An 18,156-nucleotide genomic window follows, 5' to 3' on the forward strand; every position below is an offset into this window, starting at 1 on the left:
GGGGGGATCATGAGCGGAACACTTATCAGGAAGGCCTCCGATGCGGTGCAACAGCTGTCAGGGCAGTCACGTTATCGGGTTGATGTGCATGAATGCAGCGATTTCCTTGATGTTCTTCGTTACAGCGCGGTTGAATCACTCAGTCAGCCCTGGCGCTATGACGTGGCGGTCACCTGTTCCTCGGCGGATATTGCCTGCGACACGTTACTGCTGAAGCCGGCGTCATTCACTTTTCAGACCCCGGTGTTTGACGGAACACCGGCCCTGCCGGTCCGGACAGTTTTTGGCGTAGTGGCGTCGTTCCGCCGTGTGTCCACGTCGAATGATGATACCCATTACGCACTGACTATTGTTCCCCGTATTGCTCTACTGGGCTATACAAAAGGGAGCGAGATCTACCTCAATCAGTCGGTTACTGAGGTGGTTGAACAGGTACTACGTAAACACGGGCTGGAAGGACCCGATTTTGAGTTCCGGCTCTCCCGGGAATATCCATCCCGGGAGCTCATCACCCAGTGGCGGGAAACTGACCTTGAGTTTATCCAGCGCCTGCTGGCGGAGGTGGGTATTTACTGGCGCTATGAAATGGACAGCCGTCTTGAGCAGGACGTGGTGATTTTCCAGGACAGCCAGCAGCAGTATGAGTTCGGTGTCACCCTGCCATTGCGCAACCAGGCCGGGATGAGCGACAGCGGGCAGGAGAGTATCTGGGATATTCAGACTGCATACAATGTGGTGAGCGGAAGTGTCGCCACCCGGGACTACAACTACCGCGAAGTGCTACAACCTCAGGACAGCTCCGAAAGTATTTTCAGTAAGGAAGGGATCACCACCGGGGAAACGTACCATTATGCGGAACCCTTCCTGACAGCAGGTGATGCTGAAAGTACAGAGTCCGGGGCGTATTTCGCCCGTCTGCGTCACGAGCGCATTCTGAACGCGCAGTATCGCGTCAGCGGGCATTCCTCCAGCCCTCATCTGGCTCCGGGTCAGGTACTGGAAACGGACGGCACGTTACCCGATGCCGTCAAAGAAGGCATCGTCATCACCACGGTGCGCACCAGCGGTTCACGCAAAAGTAGCTTTACGCTGACGTTTGAGGGCATCCCCTACAGCGAAACCGTCTGCTGGCGTCCGGCACTGCTCAGTCGTCCGGTGATATCCGGTTCGCTGCCTGCCCGGGTGGAAAGCACGCAGAAAGGCGACACTTATTCCTGGCTCGACCCGGAAGGACGTTACCGGGTAAAACTGGACTTTGACCGCAGCAGTCCTGAACAGGGTTATGCCTATTTATGGCTGCGACTGGCTAAACCCTATGCTGGTGATACCTACGGATTCCACTCCCCGCTTATCGACGGAACGGAAGTGGCCGTCGTTTTTGACGGCGGAGACCCGGATCGTCCCTACATCGCCTATGCCCTGCATGATTCAGAACATCCGGACCATGTCACCAGTGACAATCATACGCGGAACGTGTGGCGTACCCCGGCGAACAATAAGCTGCGGATGGAGGATAAGCGCCAGGAAGAGCATATCAAGCTCGCAACGGAATACGGCAAAACGCAGCTGAACCTGGGACACCTGGTTAACGGTCAGCGTGAAAAACGCGGGGCCGGTTTTGAACTGCGAACGGATGAGCATGGCGCTGTACGTGCGGCAAAAGGGCTGTTCCTGACGGCGGATGCCCAGGCCAAAGCCCAGGGGCCGGTGCTGGAAATGGCCCCTGCGATAAGTCAGATTAACCAGGCCAACAGCCAGATGCAGGCCCTGAACAGCGCCGCTGAAGCCGCCGGAGCCCTGGTCTGTGACATCAATACCCAGATTTGTCTCGTGACCGACAAAATCAAAGACCTCCAGTCAGCGGTGCTGCTGGGTAGCGCGCCGCAGGGGGTAGCATTGACCTCAGGTGAACACCTTCAGCTCAGCAGCACCCGCAATACCCTGATCAATGCCGGTCAACATCTTGATATCGGTGCGATGAAAAATCTGTCGGTGAGCGTTGAAAAAGCGCTTGGGCTGTTTGTGCATAAAGAAGGGGCAAAGCTTGTTGCCAACCAGGGAGACATCGAGATTCAGGCTCAGCACAACACGATGGCCCTGTTTTCTGAAAAGCAGCTGACGGTGACCAGTAGTGAAGACGAAATTATTATCAGCACCCCGGAAGCCCTGACACTGAACGGTGGTGGGTCTTACCTGAGGCTGAGTAAGAACGGTATTGAGCATGGTTCCGAGGGGATGATGGTGATGAAGGTAGCGAGCTATCTGGTGCCTGGGATTGGCAGCAGTCTGCCACTGGAAACACCGGACTTTAAAATGACAGACGTGACGGTCACGACCAAAAATTCCGCCAAATGGACGAGTGAATAATATGGAAGGTAATTTATGACTGCAAAGCTACCCAAAATCAGTTACCCCGTACCGTCAAACAAAAATGGTCATCCCTTTTCCTCTGTGGAAGAGTTGTTATCGATGGTCGGAGGAGAAAGCTCATGGACTGTATCTGGTGGGAAGTCAGGGAATGTGGCATGGCGGTATCCATATTACTGATACCACTATTCCATGGTGCGCTCTGAGTACTGACAGCGAAGCTGAGAATGAGTATTGTCGTGAGCTTTATAAAGGGGAGCAATTTATTCGTTGTATGGCGGATGGTGAGATAGTTGCCTGGCGCCTCAGTAAGGACTATGAGAGTGCTGCGATTGAATGGCGCGGTGAAAAACTGTTCCTTTCGACCTCTTTTGTGCTGGTGAAACATTATATCCAGCCGGGTGATACAGCAGAGAGCGGACTGACATTTTTCACGCTGTATATGAATCTGGCGCCTTATGCTGCTTATAAACAACAGGGCAGCCTGGCGGACAGAAAAGTGGCTGGCGTTCAGCGCTATTATTCCAGTGCGGAAGATTTGCAGGCAGGGCGCGCAGCCGGAAAACTGGGGAAAGACACCGTAGTCACGCTGAGTGACACTATTGTGACCCGCAGCAGCGACCAGCGTCAGTTTACCAAAGTAACCATTACCCGTGAGACGAAGAATACAGAAGGAGAAACACTTGCCGCAGGCACCCGAATCTGGACGGTATCAGACCAGGGGTATCTGAAAGCAACAGAATCGGTGCCTGTTCCGTCCTGGTGGGCAAAATGTTCTCTGGCTTACACTAATGAGTCAGAAGGCGTTGTGAACTGCACTTCGCGTACAAACTGGGCGTACTATCTGAGCAGTGACGATGTTCTCCAATATAAAAATGCAGGCAGTCTGGTAGCCGATTTTCCGCTTTCATACGAGCCCGGTAATACCGCACAGCAGGTCATCCGTCCAGGTAAAAATCCAGGCGATGTAGCAAAAACATTCAGTCTGGTCACTCTGGGCCGGGATAAGGATAAGTTGAAAAAGGGCGATCGGGTATGGGTAGTATCAGACTGCGACAGTCTGACACCGGTTGCACCGGCAACATCCGGTAGTGAACCCGTTTTTAATGATGTGTATGTACCTTCAGCGCCTGTACCGGTCAATGCCGGAGACAGTCTTGGGCATATGGGTTTTTATCAGCTACCGGAAGAAAACGGCAAACGCTCACGCTACCAGGTACATATAGAATGCCTGAGCATGAATGATATGGAGACGTTCATCACCAATCCCGGAAGAGCAGGAGAAGATGCACCGGTATATCTGACCTGGCAAACCAACGCACCATTATTTGATAAGGGTGAGCGGGGGATGGTTGCGGGGAGTCGAAAAACAAAGGCGCCGGGTATTCTGACGCTTGCAAGGGTTCCCGGCGCTGATGCTGAGGGGAACACGCTGACCGGTAACAGGGACGCTGCATATTATCAGATACGCCCGGAAGGTGGCTGGCTGGCGGCGACCAGCGTTCAGAAAGTTTCGCAGTATGCGCTTGATGAGCTCGGATTTGTCACACTGAATAAGGCTCCGGAAAGTTTTGACCTGATTGATGGAATAAAACAACCGAATAACGTGGTGAAGGGGATTCTGGAGCAGTTGTATAAAGCGGCACAGGATGAAACCCGTACTACTCACGCATTGAACAAATATAACTACCAGCGATTGCTGGCGTTGATAGACGATAACCATGACGGGTATTACTCGGAGCAGGAGTATCTTCAGGCGGTGCATAATGTCTCCTATCGTGACCGCTTATACCGTGTGATAGCGAAGCACGCCAGTGAATGGTATTACGGCAAGGATGACCCGCTGTGGAAGACATACCTGGATACCTTAACCACAGATGCGCCGTTGTGGAAAACGTATCTGGAAGCGTTTCTGGATAAGATGACATGGATGAAGGCGGTGTCGGAAAAGGGCGTTGTGCTGGGGCCGGAGCCGTGGCATATGCATCCGATGGTGTTTTTGAGTTCAATGATGGACGAAAATGAGATGGCTCTTAATTGGTTAAAAGTACCGAAAGGGCAGCTTACTTTCGATGCTGAGGGAAATGATATTAATACTAGCCCATGGTTTAGTCGTAAAATTCATTGGCCAGGCGGAGTATCAGGTGTGACAATTGGGCGTGGGTATGATCTTGGACAACAAACTACGGCAAATGCTGACCTTACTCAGATAGGTATTGCCAAACTATTAAAATCTTGGCTTGTCGGTTCTCAGGGTTTATCTGGGCTAGATGCCCAATCAAGGTTTAACTCAGCTTCTGAAGATATACGGAACTCTACGATAACCAGAAAACAGCAATATGATATGTTTATGATTAGTTATCAAAGGCTAGAAGACGATGTTAAAAGAATATGCCAGAAGCTAAATACGATTCGTGTCTATCACCCAAATCCTCAAGCAACACCAGAGCAAGCATGGAACGATATACCAGAGAAAATAAAAGAAGTACTTATTGATCTCCGCTATAGAGGTGATTATACACCCCATGCCAGATCTCTTATGCAACGGTATGCATATTCAGGGGATTTAAACTCGTTCGGTAATGTTTTATCTACCCGAAGCAATTGGCTAAATGTTCCAGAAGAAAGATTTAATCAAAGGATTTCTTTTTATGAAAACTAAAGTGTTGTTGATTTGCATTTTTACTTTTTATTCATTAAATGTTTTTGCTGCTTTTAATGATGCTGAAAATAAACAATTGTTGGAAATTAACTCCAAGTCCGAAAGATTGAAGGAGGATGCTATATCGTTATTAACGCAAGCCCAACAAAATCAAGCGAACGATAACCCAGAAAAAAAACATTTAATTGATTCCCTTAGGGCGTCATGGGATATTACCATTGAAAAAAGATGTTTACTGGAGACATCAGAATCACATGGTACTGATGCGGAAATTTCTGAAGTCAATAATTGTTTAACTAAAGGTTACAAGGAAGAAACGGAATATTTTAAGAATATGCTACCTTAACGGATGTATTATCTAATGGTAGTGGCCAAAGTCCTGGCGATGCAGCAAGAACGTTCAGTCTGGTCACGCTGGGTCGTGATAAGGATAAGCTGAAAAAGGGCGACCGGGTATGGGGAGTGTCAGACGGCGACAGTCTGACGCCGGTTGCACCGGCAGCATCCTGTAGCGAACCTGTTTTTAATGATGTGTATGTGCCTTCAGCGCCTGTACCGGTCAATGCCGGAGACAGTCTCGGGCATATGGTTTTTTATCAGCTACCGGAAGAAAACGACAAACGCTCGCGCTACCAGGTACATAGAGTGCCTGAGCATGGATAATATGGAGAAGTTCATTACTAATCCCGGAAGAGCAGGAGAGGATGCGCCGGTGTATCTGACCTGGAAAGCCGATACCCCATTATCTGACAAGAGCGATACCGGAATAACATCAGGCGGTCGAAAAACAAAGGCTCCGGGGATCCTGACGCTTGCAAAAGTACCAGGCGCTGATGCTGAGGGGAACACGCTGACCGGTAACAGGGACGCTGCATATTATCAGATACGCCCGGAAGGTGGCTGGCTGGCGGCGACCAGCGTTCAGAAAGTTTCGCAGTATGCGCTTGATGAGCTCGGATTTGTCACACTGAATAAGGCTCCGGAAAGTTTTGACCTGATTGATGGAATAAAACAACCGAATAACGTGGTGAAGGGGATTCTGGAGCAGTTGTATAAAGCGGCACAGGATGAAACCCGTACTACTCACGCATTGAACAAATATAACTACCAGCGATTGCTGGCGTTGATAGACGATAACCATGACGGGTATTACTCGGAGCAGGAGTATCTTCAGGCGGTACATAATGTCTCCTATCGTGACCGCTTATACCGTGTGATTGCGAAGCACGCCAGTGAATGGTACTACGGCAAGGACGATCAATTATGGAAGACCTATCTGGATACGTTAACCACGGATGCGCCGTTGTGGAAAACGTATCTGGAAGCGTTTCTGGATAAAATGACGTGGATGAAGGCGGTGTCGGAAAAGGGTGTGGCACTGGGACCGGAGCCGTGGCATATGCATCCAATAATATTTTTGGAGGCGATGAATAGTTCATCTAAATGGTTTGATATCGAAAAATTCATTCAAAAGTATAAAGAAAGACATTCTGTAGTTTTTGGGTTCTATGATCGAGGAACTAAAATAACAATCCCAGAATTGACTCCGGACTCTGAAGAGTCATTGCGAAATCTTTTAAATGAAATGAAGAATCAATATTATGAGAATTTTTACGATTTTAATGAAAAGTTTGTTTCTTATATGCTTGCTACAATAAGAATAGAGTCTTATGCCTATAGACAGAAATTGTTCTTCAAACCAATTAGTGAAAATATTTCATATGACAAGGCGGAAGTTGATTATGGTTCAGGTCCAACGGCATCTAACCGACAAAGAGCTATATTGCACCACAACACAGATATTGGTGATGGGTATAAATATCGCGGGCGTGGTTTGGTTCAGTTAACATGGAAAATTGCCTATGAGAAATTCAAATCATTAACAGGTATTGATATAGTTACCAATCCAGATCTTTGTCTTGAAATTAGCACGGCTGTTTCAATTATGATGAAAGGTATGAAAGATGGTGACTTCAGGGCTGGGCATACATTAGAAACTTATTTGGGAGCAGGTAAAAAGGATTACTTTAATGCAAGGTTAATCATTAATGGTTATCGAGATGGTATTCCTGATAAAGCTGACGAGTTTAAAGATTACGCTGAATTATTTGAGGTGATAATAAATGAAACAATGTAGTAGTGCGTTGTGCCTTGTTTTATCTTTATGCTCCTTTTATGTACATGCAGACGCTGACTTAGATGTCACTGACTGTTCTCTAAAGGGAAGTACTTCTTGCGATGTTTTTATGAAAATGGAACGGAATATTAATGATGTATCTTACAAAGTTGAATTGGCAGATACTGAAAATGGAAAAAAATACTCCCTTATTTTGATATGAATGAAACGACAGGAAATGTCTCTTTGCAAAAGTATGGAGACAGATATGTTTTTTCAAAAGAGTATTTTGATAACACCAAGGCTATAGAGTTTATTACATTTAAGTATGAAAACAAAGTCCTTTCACCTGTAACATATTATTATATTGAGAGTTCTATTGATTTCAGTAATAACGTAAAGAAATGGTCTGGCAAGGAATGTGATACATCGGCAGGAAAAATCCCTGAAAAAAAAGATGGCTTATTGTTACAAGCGGCCTCAGAATTATGTGTTAATCAAGTTAAGTTAGCATACACCCCAAATAAATATATAGGAAGTGATATCTTATTTCATCTATCGCAATTTATTAATGGTGTTGAAAAAAAACAGCTTCCTGTAATTTTGCTTGATAATAAAGATATTGATTCTATAAATTTGAATGATATTGGTTGTTTAAGTGACTGTGATATTGCATCTGACTCAACTAATTACATAGGTAAGTTAAACGAAAAATTCAGAATAGGCCTGTATCTCGAATATAATAACAATAACGTTTCTGGTTTTTATTTTTATGAAAAAATGAAGAAGAAAATAAATGTAACCGGTCGTCGGAACGGTAAGAAGCTGACGCTGTCAGCCTCTGTCCCTGAAGGAATAGAAACGTTTGATGGTCTGTTAGACAATGGGAAATTTAAAGGAGTATGGTCAAATGCAACAGGGAATAAAAGCTATCCCTTCATCTTTTATATGAAGCTAATCCAGTAAACGGGCATCCGGTGAACCCAGTAATACCGCACAGCAGGTCATCCGTCCAGGTAAAAATCCAGGCGATGTAGCAAAAACATTCAGTCTGGTCACTCTGGGCCGGGATAAGGATAAGTTGAAAAAGGGCGATCGGGTATGGGTAGTATCAGACTGCGACAGTCTGACACCGGTTGCACCGGCAACATCCGGTAGTGAACCCGTTTTTAATGATGTGTATGTACCTTCAGCGCCTGTAGCGGTCAATGCCGGAGACAGTCTTGGGCATATGGGCTTTTATCAGCTACCGGAAGAAAACGGCAAACGCTCGCGCTACCAGGTACATATAGAGTGCCTGAGCATGGATGATATGGAGAAGTTCATCACTAATCCCGGAAGAGCAGGAGAGGATGCGCCGGTGTATCTGACCTGGAAAGCTGATGCACCATTGTTTGAAAAGGGTGAGCGGGGAATGGTTGCGGGCAGTCGTAAAACAAAGATATCGGGTATTCTGACACTGGCAAAAGTCCCTGGCGTTGATGCTGAGGGGAATACGCTGAGCAGTAACAAGGATGCGGCATATTATCAGATACGTCCTGAAGATGGCTGGCTGGCCGCAGCCAGTGTTCAGAAAGTATCGCAGTATGCGCTTGGTGAGCTCGGATTTGTCACACTGAATAAGGCTCCGGAAAGTTTTGACCTGATTGATGGAATAAAACAACCGAATAACGTGGTGAAGGGTATTCTGGAGCAGTTGTATAAAGCGGCACAGGATGAAACGCGCACCAATCATGCCCTGAACAAATATAACTACCAGCGATTGCTGGCGTTGATAGACGATAACCATGACGGGTATTACTCGGAGCAGGAGTATCTTCAGGCGGTGCATAATGTCTCCTATCGTGACTGCTTATACCGTGTGATTGCGAAGCACGCCAGTGAATGGTATTACGGCAAGGATGACCCGCTGTGGAAGACATACCTGGATACCTTAACCACAGATGCGCCGTTGTGGAAAACGTATCTGGAAGCGTTTCTGGATAAAATGACGTGGATGAAGGCGGTGTCGGAAAAGGGCGTGTCGCTGGGGCCGGAGCCGTGGCATATGCATCCGGTAGTGTTTTTAGATGCTATCTCAAACGATCAGAAATTGATTATATTTCCGCTTAAAGTCAAACCGAAGAATGATATTAATGGAGTCTGGAAAAATTATTACTGGGCTGCATCTTTAAGTGACAGCAATGCCTCTCAGGCCATATTTGGTCGAAATCGAAGCGGAGGGAGTCGTAAACATGCTGCTCGTGATTTGTATACAGAACCTTCGACAGAAGTTGTCGCTGTTTGTGACGGAACAGTCAAAAGCATTACAGCTTATTATATGGGAACATCACAAATAACAATCGAGCATAAAACGAATGATAACAGACGTTTTTTTGCACGTTATGGAGAGGTTGATCCTAATAGTATTACTGTTAATGTAGGGGATAACGTGAGTCAAGGTAGTATAATAGCTAAAACAGGTTTAATGATTTCTCCAGAAACAAACAGGCATCCCCGCATTATAGCGGGGCAGACTGTTTATATGCTACATTTTGAATACTATCCTGGAAATGAGTCTGAATCGCCTCCAAACAATACATTAGATCTCCCTTACAGAAGACGAAATGACTTACGTGATCCGTTGGAAATATTGCGCGAAGGTTACGAGAACACTTTCAGTGAAAATGTCAAAAATGGAAACCGGATTGATATAAACCAGTTACAGGTTTCAGATGAAGGAAAAGCGTTTATCAAAGGATGGGAGTCATTTAAGTCAAAACCTTATAATGATTCAGAGGGCTATTGCACCATTGGTTATGGTCACTTAATTGCAAGGCGCAAGTGTGAGGATATCGTTCTGTCAGACGAATTTAAAGACGGCATCACGTGTGCCCGCGCCGATGAACTTTTTGAAGAAAGACTGCCCACATATGTAAATGAACTTAAGAGTTCAGTAACGGTGAATCTCTATCAGTACGAGTTTGATGCGTTGGTAAGCCTTTTGTTCAATCTCGGTTCCTTACGCAAAGCACCTTTACTCAAATCGAAACTTAATAGCGGAGATTATGCTGGTGCAGCGGACGAATTCCTCGATATTACCAATGACGGTACCACTGGCCTGGTGACGCGCCGTAGGAAAGAGTGGGATTTATTCAATAACAATGTTTATGATTCTTCTCATTGACAGAATGTAATACAAGGAATGCTATTGTGAATAAAAAGCTATTATGGATTTACATCCTCTTTGTTTTATCATTTAGCGCTCGTATCCAGGTGAGTGAGGCAAAGGATGTATGGGTTTTTGATAAAGTCTCCAGTTCTACTGTCTTAGGAATGACGGATGCGGACAGGGTTCGCAATCTGACAACGCAGTTTCGACAGGTTGAGATCGTCACTGATTCAAACATTCTCACCATTCAGAATTCCCTACTGGAAAAAGGAAATATCTGCTCTATCAATTTCGTGAGAATAAATAAAACATTGTTTTCTTATTTTTACTCTAAAGATACGGTGGCAATGTATAAGGCACTATTTTCACAGGAAGGAATGCCTCTGACGGATGATATTATTGTCCTGACATCTCTCAGGCCCGGTGAAGAATGTCCCGAACCGTACAGTGAACTCATAGAGGCTAAGGGGAATTTGTTTTTCTCTGAACAAGACTATGTGGTGTTCATGAAGAAAAAAACTGGGAATGTAACATCGGGGAATAAAGATAAAATTGATTTTTGGCAATACTGTAAAGACGCTGCGGTAGGCGCGGCCTACGATGGAAGATGTAAATATAGCTGTCAGTTTAGTCATAAATCCATAGCTGAAGTGTATTCCAATATTCGTGCGCTCAGTCATTATCAACATGCGTTAAAGGAAAAGTTGCCGAGTAAAAATATTAAATACCCTGTTGATGGAGGATATACCATTTATCAATGGACTGATCGCAACACGCTAGAGATAATAATTGAACAAGAAAATGAGTCTATCCGCTATTCCATTAAGTATAAAAATAATAGTGCTGACGTAGTAATCGAATCGGATACACAATATTAGTTATCTTAGTCGTGTCACAAAAAAACGCCTGGTGTTTGGTTTTATTAATGAGGTAATTTGTTATTTTTATTGATATTAATTCAGGAATGAATATCATTGGTCTGGTCTCCTGGGGAGGAAGCATGGACGAAGGTGATTATTATAAAGTATATGGATATACATATGATAAAAAAGGGAATATTCATACCAATGCGATTTTAGACAATAATTTAAATTTATCTGATTATAATGCAAAAAATAATTCATTTAAGTATAAAAACGCGATCTCTGTAAAAAATACATACTTGAGAATCATTGTTCCTAGCAGGAAAACATAAAATTTATAAAAAGGTTTACATCTTATTTTCTGGGTCAGGATTGAGACACTTGAGTAATAAATATTAATTTATTCTGCCCTGTATGCAATAAATTAATGGAGATACAAATGTTGCAAATTATTCGAAAAGGCGACAAGACCACTCACGGTGGTTCAGTCATGACCTGTTCTGGCACCATGATATTTGGTGGGATTGGCGTGGCGCGTAAAGGAGATATGGTTTCCTGCCCGATACCGGGACATGGTCCGACAACTATCATCGAAGGCAACCCTGATTATCTTGATAACGGGATCCCGGTTGCCTTTCACGGTCATAGATGTGGCTGTGGCTGCACATTGATCAGTTCTTTTGCTCCTGCCAGGGTTGCCTGAGTATGCCAGTCCTGCTTGATACCATCCCTGAAAAGGCGGCGAAGGTTCCACGACCTGATACCCGCCGATGGCTGCTGTTCCTGGCATTTGTCATGTCAGTAGGGATTGCTCTAACGCTCTGGAACTGGACGACAGAACGCACTGGCTTTATTTTCTGGTTTACTGCCCTGGGATTGCCTTTCTGTCTCTGGGGACTGCTTTTCTCCCTGCGCCGGTTTGCATACAAAGCAGAGCAGGTGGGGGCTGAGTCCCGGAATGTGGAACGCGAAGCGCTTATTGATCGCGAAACTCGTCGGGGCCAGCGCTGTGCCTGGATACTCGATACATACGTTCAACACTATTCAGGAAATAGTGCTGGTGCACTGGTGAAAGCACTTAATCATACCGTTCCAGCTTCAGAGGCCTCAACGCCACGGGGTTCCAAAGCCGCTGTCAGGTATGCAGCCTTAGCCAGTTTTCAGACAGATCTGGATACAGAACTTATCTCCGCCACGTCAACACTCGTTTCCCATGTACAAAAAATTACCGACACTCTGTCGAAGGATGTTCATTGCTGCCTGATGCTGGACTGTGACGAGGATATCCGACCCAAACTGGAGGAGCACTTCAGAAATAAACTCACTACCAAAACCGGGCGGGTTTTCAGGCTCCTTTCGGGCAAAGGTCTGGCGGGGTTTGATGCCTGGCTGGACCAGCGCTGGGATACTCCAGGCATCCTTGCAGGAGTAACGTTTTCATTGCCAGCGCAGCCTGATGAAGGCGACGCCGATGCCATAACCCTTGTGGTGCTCAGCAACCGTAAGGCTGTTGGTTATCCTGATGCCGTATGTCTCCACCGCCCTGAAAGGGGCCTGGAAACCGGGCTTATAAAAACGCTGGACAGGGCACTTTTATGGGCCGCAACAGCCCCTGAAATATTAAAAGCAGCCTGGTATACAGGACCAGTCCTTTCAGGCGGAAGTGGATGGAATATGGCTTGTGAAGATCACGGGGTGACATTCAGCTTGTCAAAAGACAATCATGGTATTGATCCCGCTCTGGGATATGCCAGATGCGCCGCCCCCTGGCTTGCTATTATTCTTGCCTCTGCTGCATGTAACGATAATGGCCCGCAGGTTATCGCCGCACAACCCACCGCTGACAAAGACGACGTCTGGATCGCCGTCATCACCAAAGAAGAAGTTCGCAAGGAATCGCCCAGGAATGTCTAAGGTAAAAGTAAAAACTCTCATCGGCTCCGTTGTAACTGTCGCCTTTTTCCTGACGGTCATCGTGGCATTTTTGTTTTATGCCTTTCCGGAAAGTGTGGCCTCTGCCACCGGCTTCGGGCCCTATGATGGCCAGCGCATACTCACATTATGCGCCGTTATGGTTGCTGCGTTGTTTTTACTAGGCTGGCTGACTGAGAAGGCTTTCGACTTCGCCGGTAAATCCGGGTTGTATTTCCAGTGGGGTCAGAAAAAGGCTGAGAGTGGCGCTCCGCTGACGACCCCTATTCCTGGTGAAGACGACGACGATGAACCGGTTTTCAGCGAAGACGTTGTGTCTGAACACCTGCGCTTTCGCTATGGACGCCGCTGGCAGCGTAAAGTGCGACTCCTGCTGGTGATGGGCAACCCGGACGACGTCCAGAAAGCGGCCCCGGGCCTGTGTCATGATCTGTGGCAGGAAGGTGACGGTAACGTCCTGATTTATGGCGGTGACGCGCAGTCACTTCCGGATGAGATCTTCCTTTCAAAACTGAAGCGTCTGCGCCCCGGCCTGCCGGTTGATGGCATCGTTCAGGTGATGAGTATCTCAGCCCTCCCGACGGACAGCGAGCGGGATGCCTTCTTGCGTTGCCGACAGAAAGCCGACCACCTGCTGGGCTGGCAGGCGCCTGTCTGGCTGTGGCTGACTGACAACGCTACAGGTGCTCAGCAGGACGCGGAAACGGCTGCGACAGGGGTGATATTCGGACCGGAAGGCACTGTAAAAGAGGCGGATAAGGCCCTGACTACGCTGTCTCAGCGCCTGCAAAAAGCCGGTATGGCACAAATACAGAATAATCCGGCCCATAACGGCCTGCTTCAGTTATCTTCCCGTCTGCAACACGAACTGAAAGCCAGTCTGACTGTTTTGCTCAGCGGGTTGATGCAGGGATCTGCGGCCTGGCGTTTACGCGGTGTCATGTTCAGCCCTGAACTGGCCGTTGCCGGAACGGTACCGAACACGCACCTCGACACACCGACATGGAAAGCCGTCATTGATGACTGTGATGCCATCAGCGGCAGGAAGCTGGGCATCGACTGGCTGAAGATGCTGCGGTTAATTCTGCTTTCCCTGATTGTTCTGTGGGGGGCTGGTACCCTGCTGTCCCTGATCGTTAACCGTACCCAGATTTATCAGGCGCAGGAAACGGCGAGGCAGGCAGCGGATACCGCAAAACCACTTGCTGAACGCCTGCACAACCAGCTCGTCCTCCAGCAAGCTATTGCCCGTCTGCAACATCGTGAGGCGACCGGCGCTCCATGGTACACCCGTTTTGGTCTTAATCAGGACAGCGATACGCTGGCCGCATTCTGGCCCCTGTATGCGAAAAACAACGCGCAGCTGATGAGGGATGCCACAGCAGATAGTCTCAGGCAGCAGCTGAATGCGTTTGTGCAACTTCCTCCAGCCAGCGATGCACGTACGCAGGGCACACAGCATACCTACGACGTGCTCAAAAGTTATCTGATGCTGGCCCGTCCGGATAAAGCGGACGCTAGCTGGCTGGCAAAAAACGTCCTGAAAGCCTTACCGAAACGCCAGAATGTGCCGGATGGCACATGGCAGGACATAGCCCCAAAACTACTGGGCTTTTATGCGCAAAACCTCCCGGCACATCCGGAATGGAAAATTAAGCCTGACGCTGAATTAATAAGCACGGTCCGTCAGATCCTGCTCAAGCAGATTGGCCAGCGGAACGCTGAGTCCGGGTTATATCAGGACATGCTTAAGCGCGTGGCCAGCAACTGGCCTGATTTGACGCTTGCAGATATGACCGGCGACACCGATGCCTCAACAGTATTCAGCACTGACGAAATCGTCCCCGGAATGTTTACGCGCCAGGCCTGGGAAGAGCAGGTCCAGGATGCAATTAACGAGGTCGTCAAGACACGACGTGATGAAATCGACTGGGTCCTGACGGATAAAACGCACCAGGCAGGAAGTGATATCTCCCCGGAGGCGCTGAAGGCCCGCTTGACAGAACGCTACTTTACCGATTTTGGTAATGCCTGGCTGAACATGGTCAACAGTATTCAGTGGCAGGAAGCCACGTCTCTTTCTGAAGCCATTGCCCAGCTAAGTCTGATCGGTGATATCCGTCAGTCTCCGCTTGTGGCCCTGATGAATACGCTGGCCTGGCAAGGAAAAACAGGAGAGAAGGGTGAGGCACTGGCTGATTCGATAGTGGATTCAGCGAAAAAACTGGTTGGCCGGAAAAAATATACCCGACAGTTCATTGAGCAGGCGCAGGGGCCGAAAAGTCCATTGGAGGATGTTTTTGGACCACTGACGGGATTCATGGAAGGTAAAGAGGGCACGGGTACCAACGGTAACCTTAGTTTCCAGTCCTGGCTGGCCCGCGTTACCCAGGTGCGGCTGAAGCTTCAGCAGGTCACCAGCGCCCCGGATCCGCAGGCTATGTCGCAGATGCTGGCCCAGACTGTGTTCCAGGGTAAAGCTATCGATCTGACCGATACGCGTGACTATAGCAGTTTGGTGGCGGCGAGCTTGGGTCAGGAGTGGAACGGGTTCGGCCAGTCATTGTTTGTGCAACCGCTGGATCTGGCCTGGAGACAGATACTTGCTCCGGCTGCAGGTAGCCTCAATGCCCGCTGGCAGACAAGCATTGTCGAACAGTGGAACAAGGCCTTTGCGGGGCGGTACCCGTTTAAAGCCACCGGCAGCGATGCCTCCCTGCCGTTACTGGCTCAGTTCCTGCGTAGCGACTCGGGCCGAATCACTACCTTCCTGAAAACTAATCTTGGCGGGATCCTCCACCAGGAGGGGAGTCGCTGGGTCGTTGATCCTTCCGCAAGCCAGGGAATGGTTGTCAGCCCGGATTTTCTCCGGGCGATTAATCAGCTGGCGGACCTGTCAGATATCGTGTTTTCTCAGGGCGATGCGGGGGTTCACTTCGAACTGATGGCGCGTCCTTCACGGGATGTTGCCAGAGTGCAGCTTACCCTCGATGAGCAGAACCTGGATTACTTCAATCAGATGGAAAGCTGGCAGAGCTTCACCTGGCCTGGGAATACTTACTTTCCAGGCGTGTCGCTCAGCTGGCGTAGTGTAAGCAGTGGTATGCAACTCTACGTCAGTCACCAGGGCAACTGGGGCTTCATTCGCCTGCTGGACAAAGCCCTGATCACGCCTCTTGATGCCAGCCGGACGCAACTGGTGTGGATCACCCCGGACGGGAATCCGCTGAAGTTCGTCATGCGCAGCGAGCTCGGCGACGGTCCGCTTGCCTTACTGAAGCTTCAGGGATTCACGCTGCCCGACACTATCTTCAGCGTCGCGGCTGGCGCTGAAGAGCGCCGGTAACGATGGGGAAATAGCCCATAACGACGATTCTCTGGAAGCGGTTGTGAGGTTTATGAAAGAGACTAACAAAAGGGATAAAGAATGAGTTCACCGGAAGATCTGTTAAATGCCTGCGCCACCAGCCAGGAAGAAAGACAGCGTCTTATCTCCCGGGCAAATGATGCCCTGCCACTCTGGGATAACTGGCTACACCCGTTCACCTCCGGGTCTGAAACCGGGGATGACCCCGCATACGATGATAATTTTCAGCTGATGCGTGAAGAGATCAATAAGATTTCAGGTACTGATTCAGCGCTGTTGTGCGAGCTGGCCCAGAAGTGTCTTTGCGAATGTGCCAAAGACATACGTGTTGTGACCTGGTACGTGCAGGCCCGACTCAGTCGCGACGGTGAAAAAGGGTTGTCCGAAGGCTTACTGCTTCTTGCTGCGATGCTGACCCGCTACGGGCAGGCCTGCCATCCCCGGCGCCCCACTGCCCGGAAAGCGGCGCTGGAGTGGCTGAACAGTGTAAAAGTGATTGATGCACTGCTGTTATGGCCGGAAGTCGACTGCAATGATGCCGGTATGACGGCGGGAGCCATAAGCCTGCTTGAATCCACAGTGGCAGACTGGCCGGAAGCCGAGAAACCGTCCTTTGCAGGGATTTGTACCGCGCTTGAAAACCGCCTGGCACGTTCGGGTGGTATGGAAGCGCTGGTCCCCCAGAACAGCAGTACTCAGGAGCACGGGCGTGAAGCTGCCCACTCGGATTCACCACAACTGTCAGCGGTAAAATCCGGCCGCGATTTACTCGACCAGGCAAAGTTACTTTCCCGCTGGCTGAGCGAGCAGCCGCAGGGCTGGCTGGCGTCTCACCGGCTGATAAAGACCGTGCGTTGGGATACGGTCGAACAGATCCCTCCGCTGGACAGTAGCGGGCGCACCCGTCTGGTACCACCGAAGGCCGAGTACCGGGCTCAACTCAAGCGGCTCTACCTTCAGAAAAACTGGACTGAACTGGTTGAGCAGGCCAGCCAGATGTTTTGCGAGGGAGTGAATCATTTCTGGCTCGATCTCCAGTGGTATCTCTGGCAGGGGCTCAGCCATGCCGGTCACCCGTGGGATGCCTGGACAAACTCCGTCCTTCTCGATCTGCGGCTTCTTCTTCAGCGCCTTCCTGGCCTTGAAGGGCTGGCATGGAATGACGGAACTTCCTTCGCTGATGAAGTCACCACCGCCTGGATCGCTGAAAAAGTGAATGAGGAAGGCCAGCTGTACGGTGATGAACCGGCCACCGTTGTTAATAGCCAGTCTGACGATGTGCTGCTTCTTGAATCCGAAGCTATGGAAAAAGGTGACGCGGAAGGACCTGAGGCGGCGCTTGCCTGGCTCCAGTCCCGACCGGGGATGGACACACCACGCCATCGCTGGCTGATACGCCTGCTGATGGCCCGGGTGGCAGAGCAGTATGGTCGAAACGATATGGCGCTTCATCTTCTTGGCGAACTGACCACCAGTGCGCCGCAGTTGACGCTGGAAGACTGGGAACCTGCACTGTTGTTTGAAGTCCAGGCTCGCCGCCTGAAACTGCTGCGCCTGAAAGCCGGTCGCAGCGAATCCGATAAAGCCCGTCTGATGCCTGAGATGGATACGCTACTGGCGGGTCTGATCGCCATCGATCCGGCCCGCGCCATGGTGCTCTGTGGCTAATGTTTTTTTTAATCATTTTCAGGAATGCCG

Annotated in this window: 11 protein-coding genes and 1 pseudogene; all 12 read left to right on the forward strand. The window is 48.9% G+C overall.

What is annotated here, in order from left to right; genetic code table 11:
• Nucleotides 1–9: 9 nt before the first annotated feature.
• Nucleotides 10–2,367, forward strand: a complete 2,358-nt coding sequence (locus IYV58_RS11820) for a type VI secretion system Vgr family protein (RefSeq protein ID WP_195729625.1) — start codon at nt 10–12, stop codon at nt 2,365–2,367.
• Nucleotides 2,368–2,518: 151 nt separating this feature from the next.
• The gene (locus IYV58_RS11825; protein WP_227676908.1) at nt 2,519–5,029 is read left to right on the forward strand and encodes a lysozyme family protein; all 2,511 of its coding nucleotides are present in this window, start codon (nt 2,519–2,521) and stop codon (nt 5,027–5,029) included.
• Entirely contained in the window at nt 5,019–5,375 is a 357-nt protein-coding gene (locus IYV58_RS11830) for a hypothetical protein (protein ID WP_142983432.1), read from the forward strand. The genes IYV58_RS11825 and IYV58_RS11830 overlap by 11 nt, the downstream gene beginning before the upstream one ends.
• A gap of 318 nt (nt 5,376–5,693) precedes the next feature.
• Nucleotides 5,694–7,166 carry a hypothetical protein gene (locus IYV58_RS28300; protein ID WP_227676910.1) on the forward strand — a complete coding sequence of 491 codons (1,473 nt, stop codon included), beginning with the start codon at nt 5,694–5,696 and terminating at the stop codon, nt 7,164–7,166.
• 225 nt (nt 7,167–7,391) lie between these two features.
• Entirely contained in the window at nt 7,392–8,111 is a 720-nt protein-coding gene (locus tag IYV58_RS11840; RefSeq protein ID WP_195729626.1) for a hypothetical protein, read from the forward strand.
• A 7-nt stretch (nt 8,112–8,118) separates the two neighbouring features.
• Nucleotides 8,119–10,311, forward strand: a pseudogene (locus tag IYV58_RS11845) (glycoside hydrolase family protein); the annotation flags it as partial.
• A 26-nt stretch (nt 10,312–10,337) separates the two neighbouring features.
• A complete protein-coding gene (locus IYV58_RS11850; RefSeq protein WP_195729627.1) occupies nt 10,338–11,174 on the forward strand; it encodes a hypothetical protein in 837 nt (278 codons plus the stop codon).
• 122 nt (nt 11,175–11,296) lie between these two features.
• Complete coding sequence (locus IYV58_RS11855; protein WP_142446084.1) at nt 11,297–11,491, forward strand: hypothetical protein; 195 nt, start codon at nt 11,297–11,299, stop codon at nt 11,489–11,491.
• 107 nt (nt 11,492–11,598) lie between these two features.
• Nucleotides 11,599–11,862: a PAAR domain-containing protein gene (locus tag IYV58_RS11860; protein ID WP_142445347.1), complete on the forward strand. Its 264-nt coding sequence runs from the start codon at nt 11,599–11,601 to the stop codon at nt 11,860–11,862.
• Nucleotides 11,863–11,864: 2 nt separating this feature from the next.
• Nucleotides 11,865–13,073, forward strand: a complete 1,209-nt coding sequence (locus IYV58_RS11865) for a hypothetical protein (protein ID WP_142481050.1) — start codon at nt 11,865–11,867, stop codon at nt 13,071–13,073.
• Entirely contained in the window at nt 13,066–16,437 is a 3,372-nt protein-coding gene (locus IYV58_RS11870; RefSeq protein ID WP_142468568.1) for an ImcF-related family protein, read from the forward strand. Before IYV58_RS11865 ends, IYV58_RS11870 begins: the two co-directional genes overlap by 8 nt.
• An 81-nt stretch (nt 16,438–16,518) precedes the next feature.
• On the forward strand, nt 16,519–18,126 hold the full coding sequence (gene tssA, locus IYV58_RS11875; protein WP_142446081.1) for a type VI secretion system protein TssA: 1,608 nt from the start codon (nt 16,519–16,521) through the stop codon (nt 18,124–18,126).
• Nucleotides 18,127–18,156: the final 30 nt, after the last annotated feature.

Origin of the sequence: Klebsiella sp. BDA134-6 (assembly GCF_015601345.1) — a bacterium.
Lineage (GTDB): Bacteria > Pseudomonadota > Gammaproteobacteria > Enterobacterales > Enterobacteriaceae > Klebsiella > Klebsiella grimontii.

What these genes read in the sequence shown, in the direction of transcription:
- IYV58_RS11820 (WP_195729625.1), top strand. Translation starts at nt 10, where the DNA reads ATGAGCGGAACACTTATCAGGAAGGCCTCCGATGCGGTGCAACAGCTG.
- IYV58_RS11825 (WP_227676908.1), top strand. Translation starts at nt 2,519, where the DNA reads ATGTGGCATGGCGGTATCCATATTACTGATACCACTATTCCATGGTGC.
- IYV58_RS11830 (WP_142983432.1), top strand. Translation starts at nt 5,019, where the DNA reads ATGAAAACTAAAGTGTTGTTGATTTGCATTTTTACTTTTTATTCATTA.
- IYV58_RS28300 (WP_227676910.1), top strand. Translation starts at nt 5,694, where the DNA reads ATGGAGAAGTTCATTACTAATCCCGGAAGAGCAGGAGAGGATGCGCCG.
- IYV58_RS11855 (WP_142446084.1), top strand. Translation starts at nt 11,297, where the DNA reads ATGGACGAAGGTGATTATTATAAAGTATATGGATATACATATGATAAA.
- IYV58_RS11860 (WP_142445347.1), top strand. Translation starts at nt 11,599, where the DNA reads ATGTTGCAAATTATTCGAAAAGGCGACAAGACCACTCACGGTGGTTCA.
- IYV58_RS11865 (WP_142481050.1), top strand. Translation starts at nt 11,865, where the DNA reads ATGCCAGTCCTGCTTGATACCATCCCTGAAAAGGCGGCGAAGGTTCCA.
- IYV58_RS11870 (WP_142468568.1), top strand. Translation starts at nt 13,066, where the DNA reads ATGTCTAAGGTAAAAGTAAAAACTCTCATCGGCTCCGTTGTAACTGTC.
- tssA (WP_142446081.1), top strand. Translation starts at nt 16,519, where the DNA reads ATGAGTTCACCGGAAGATCTGTTAAATGCCTGCGCCACCAGCCAGGAA.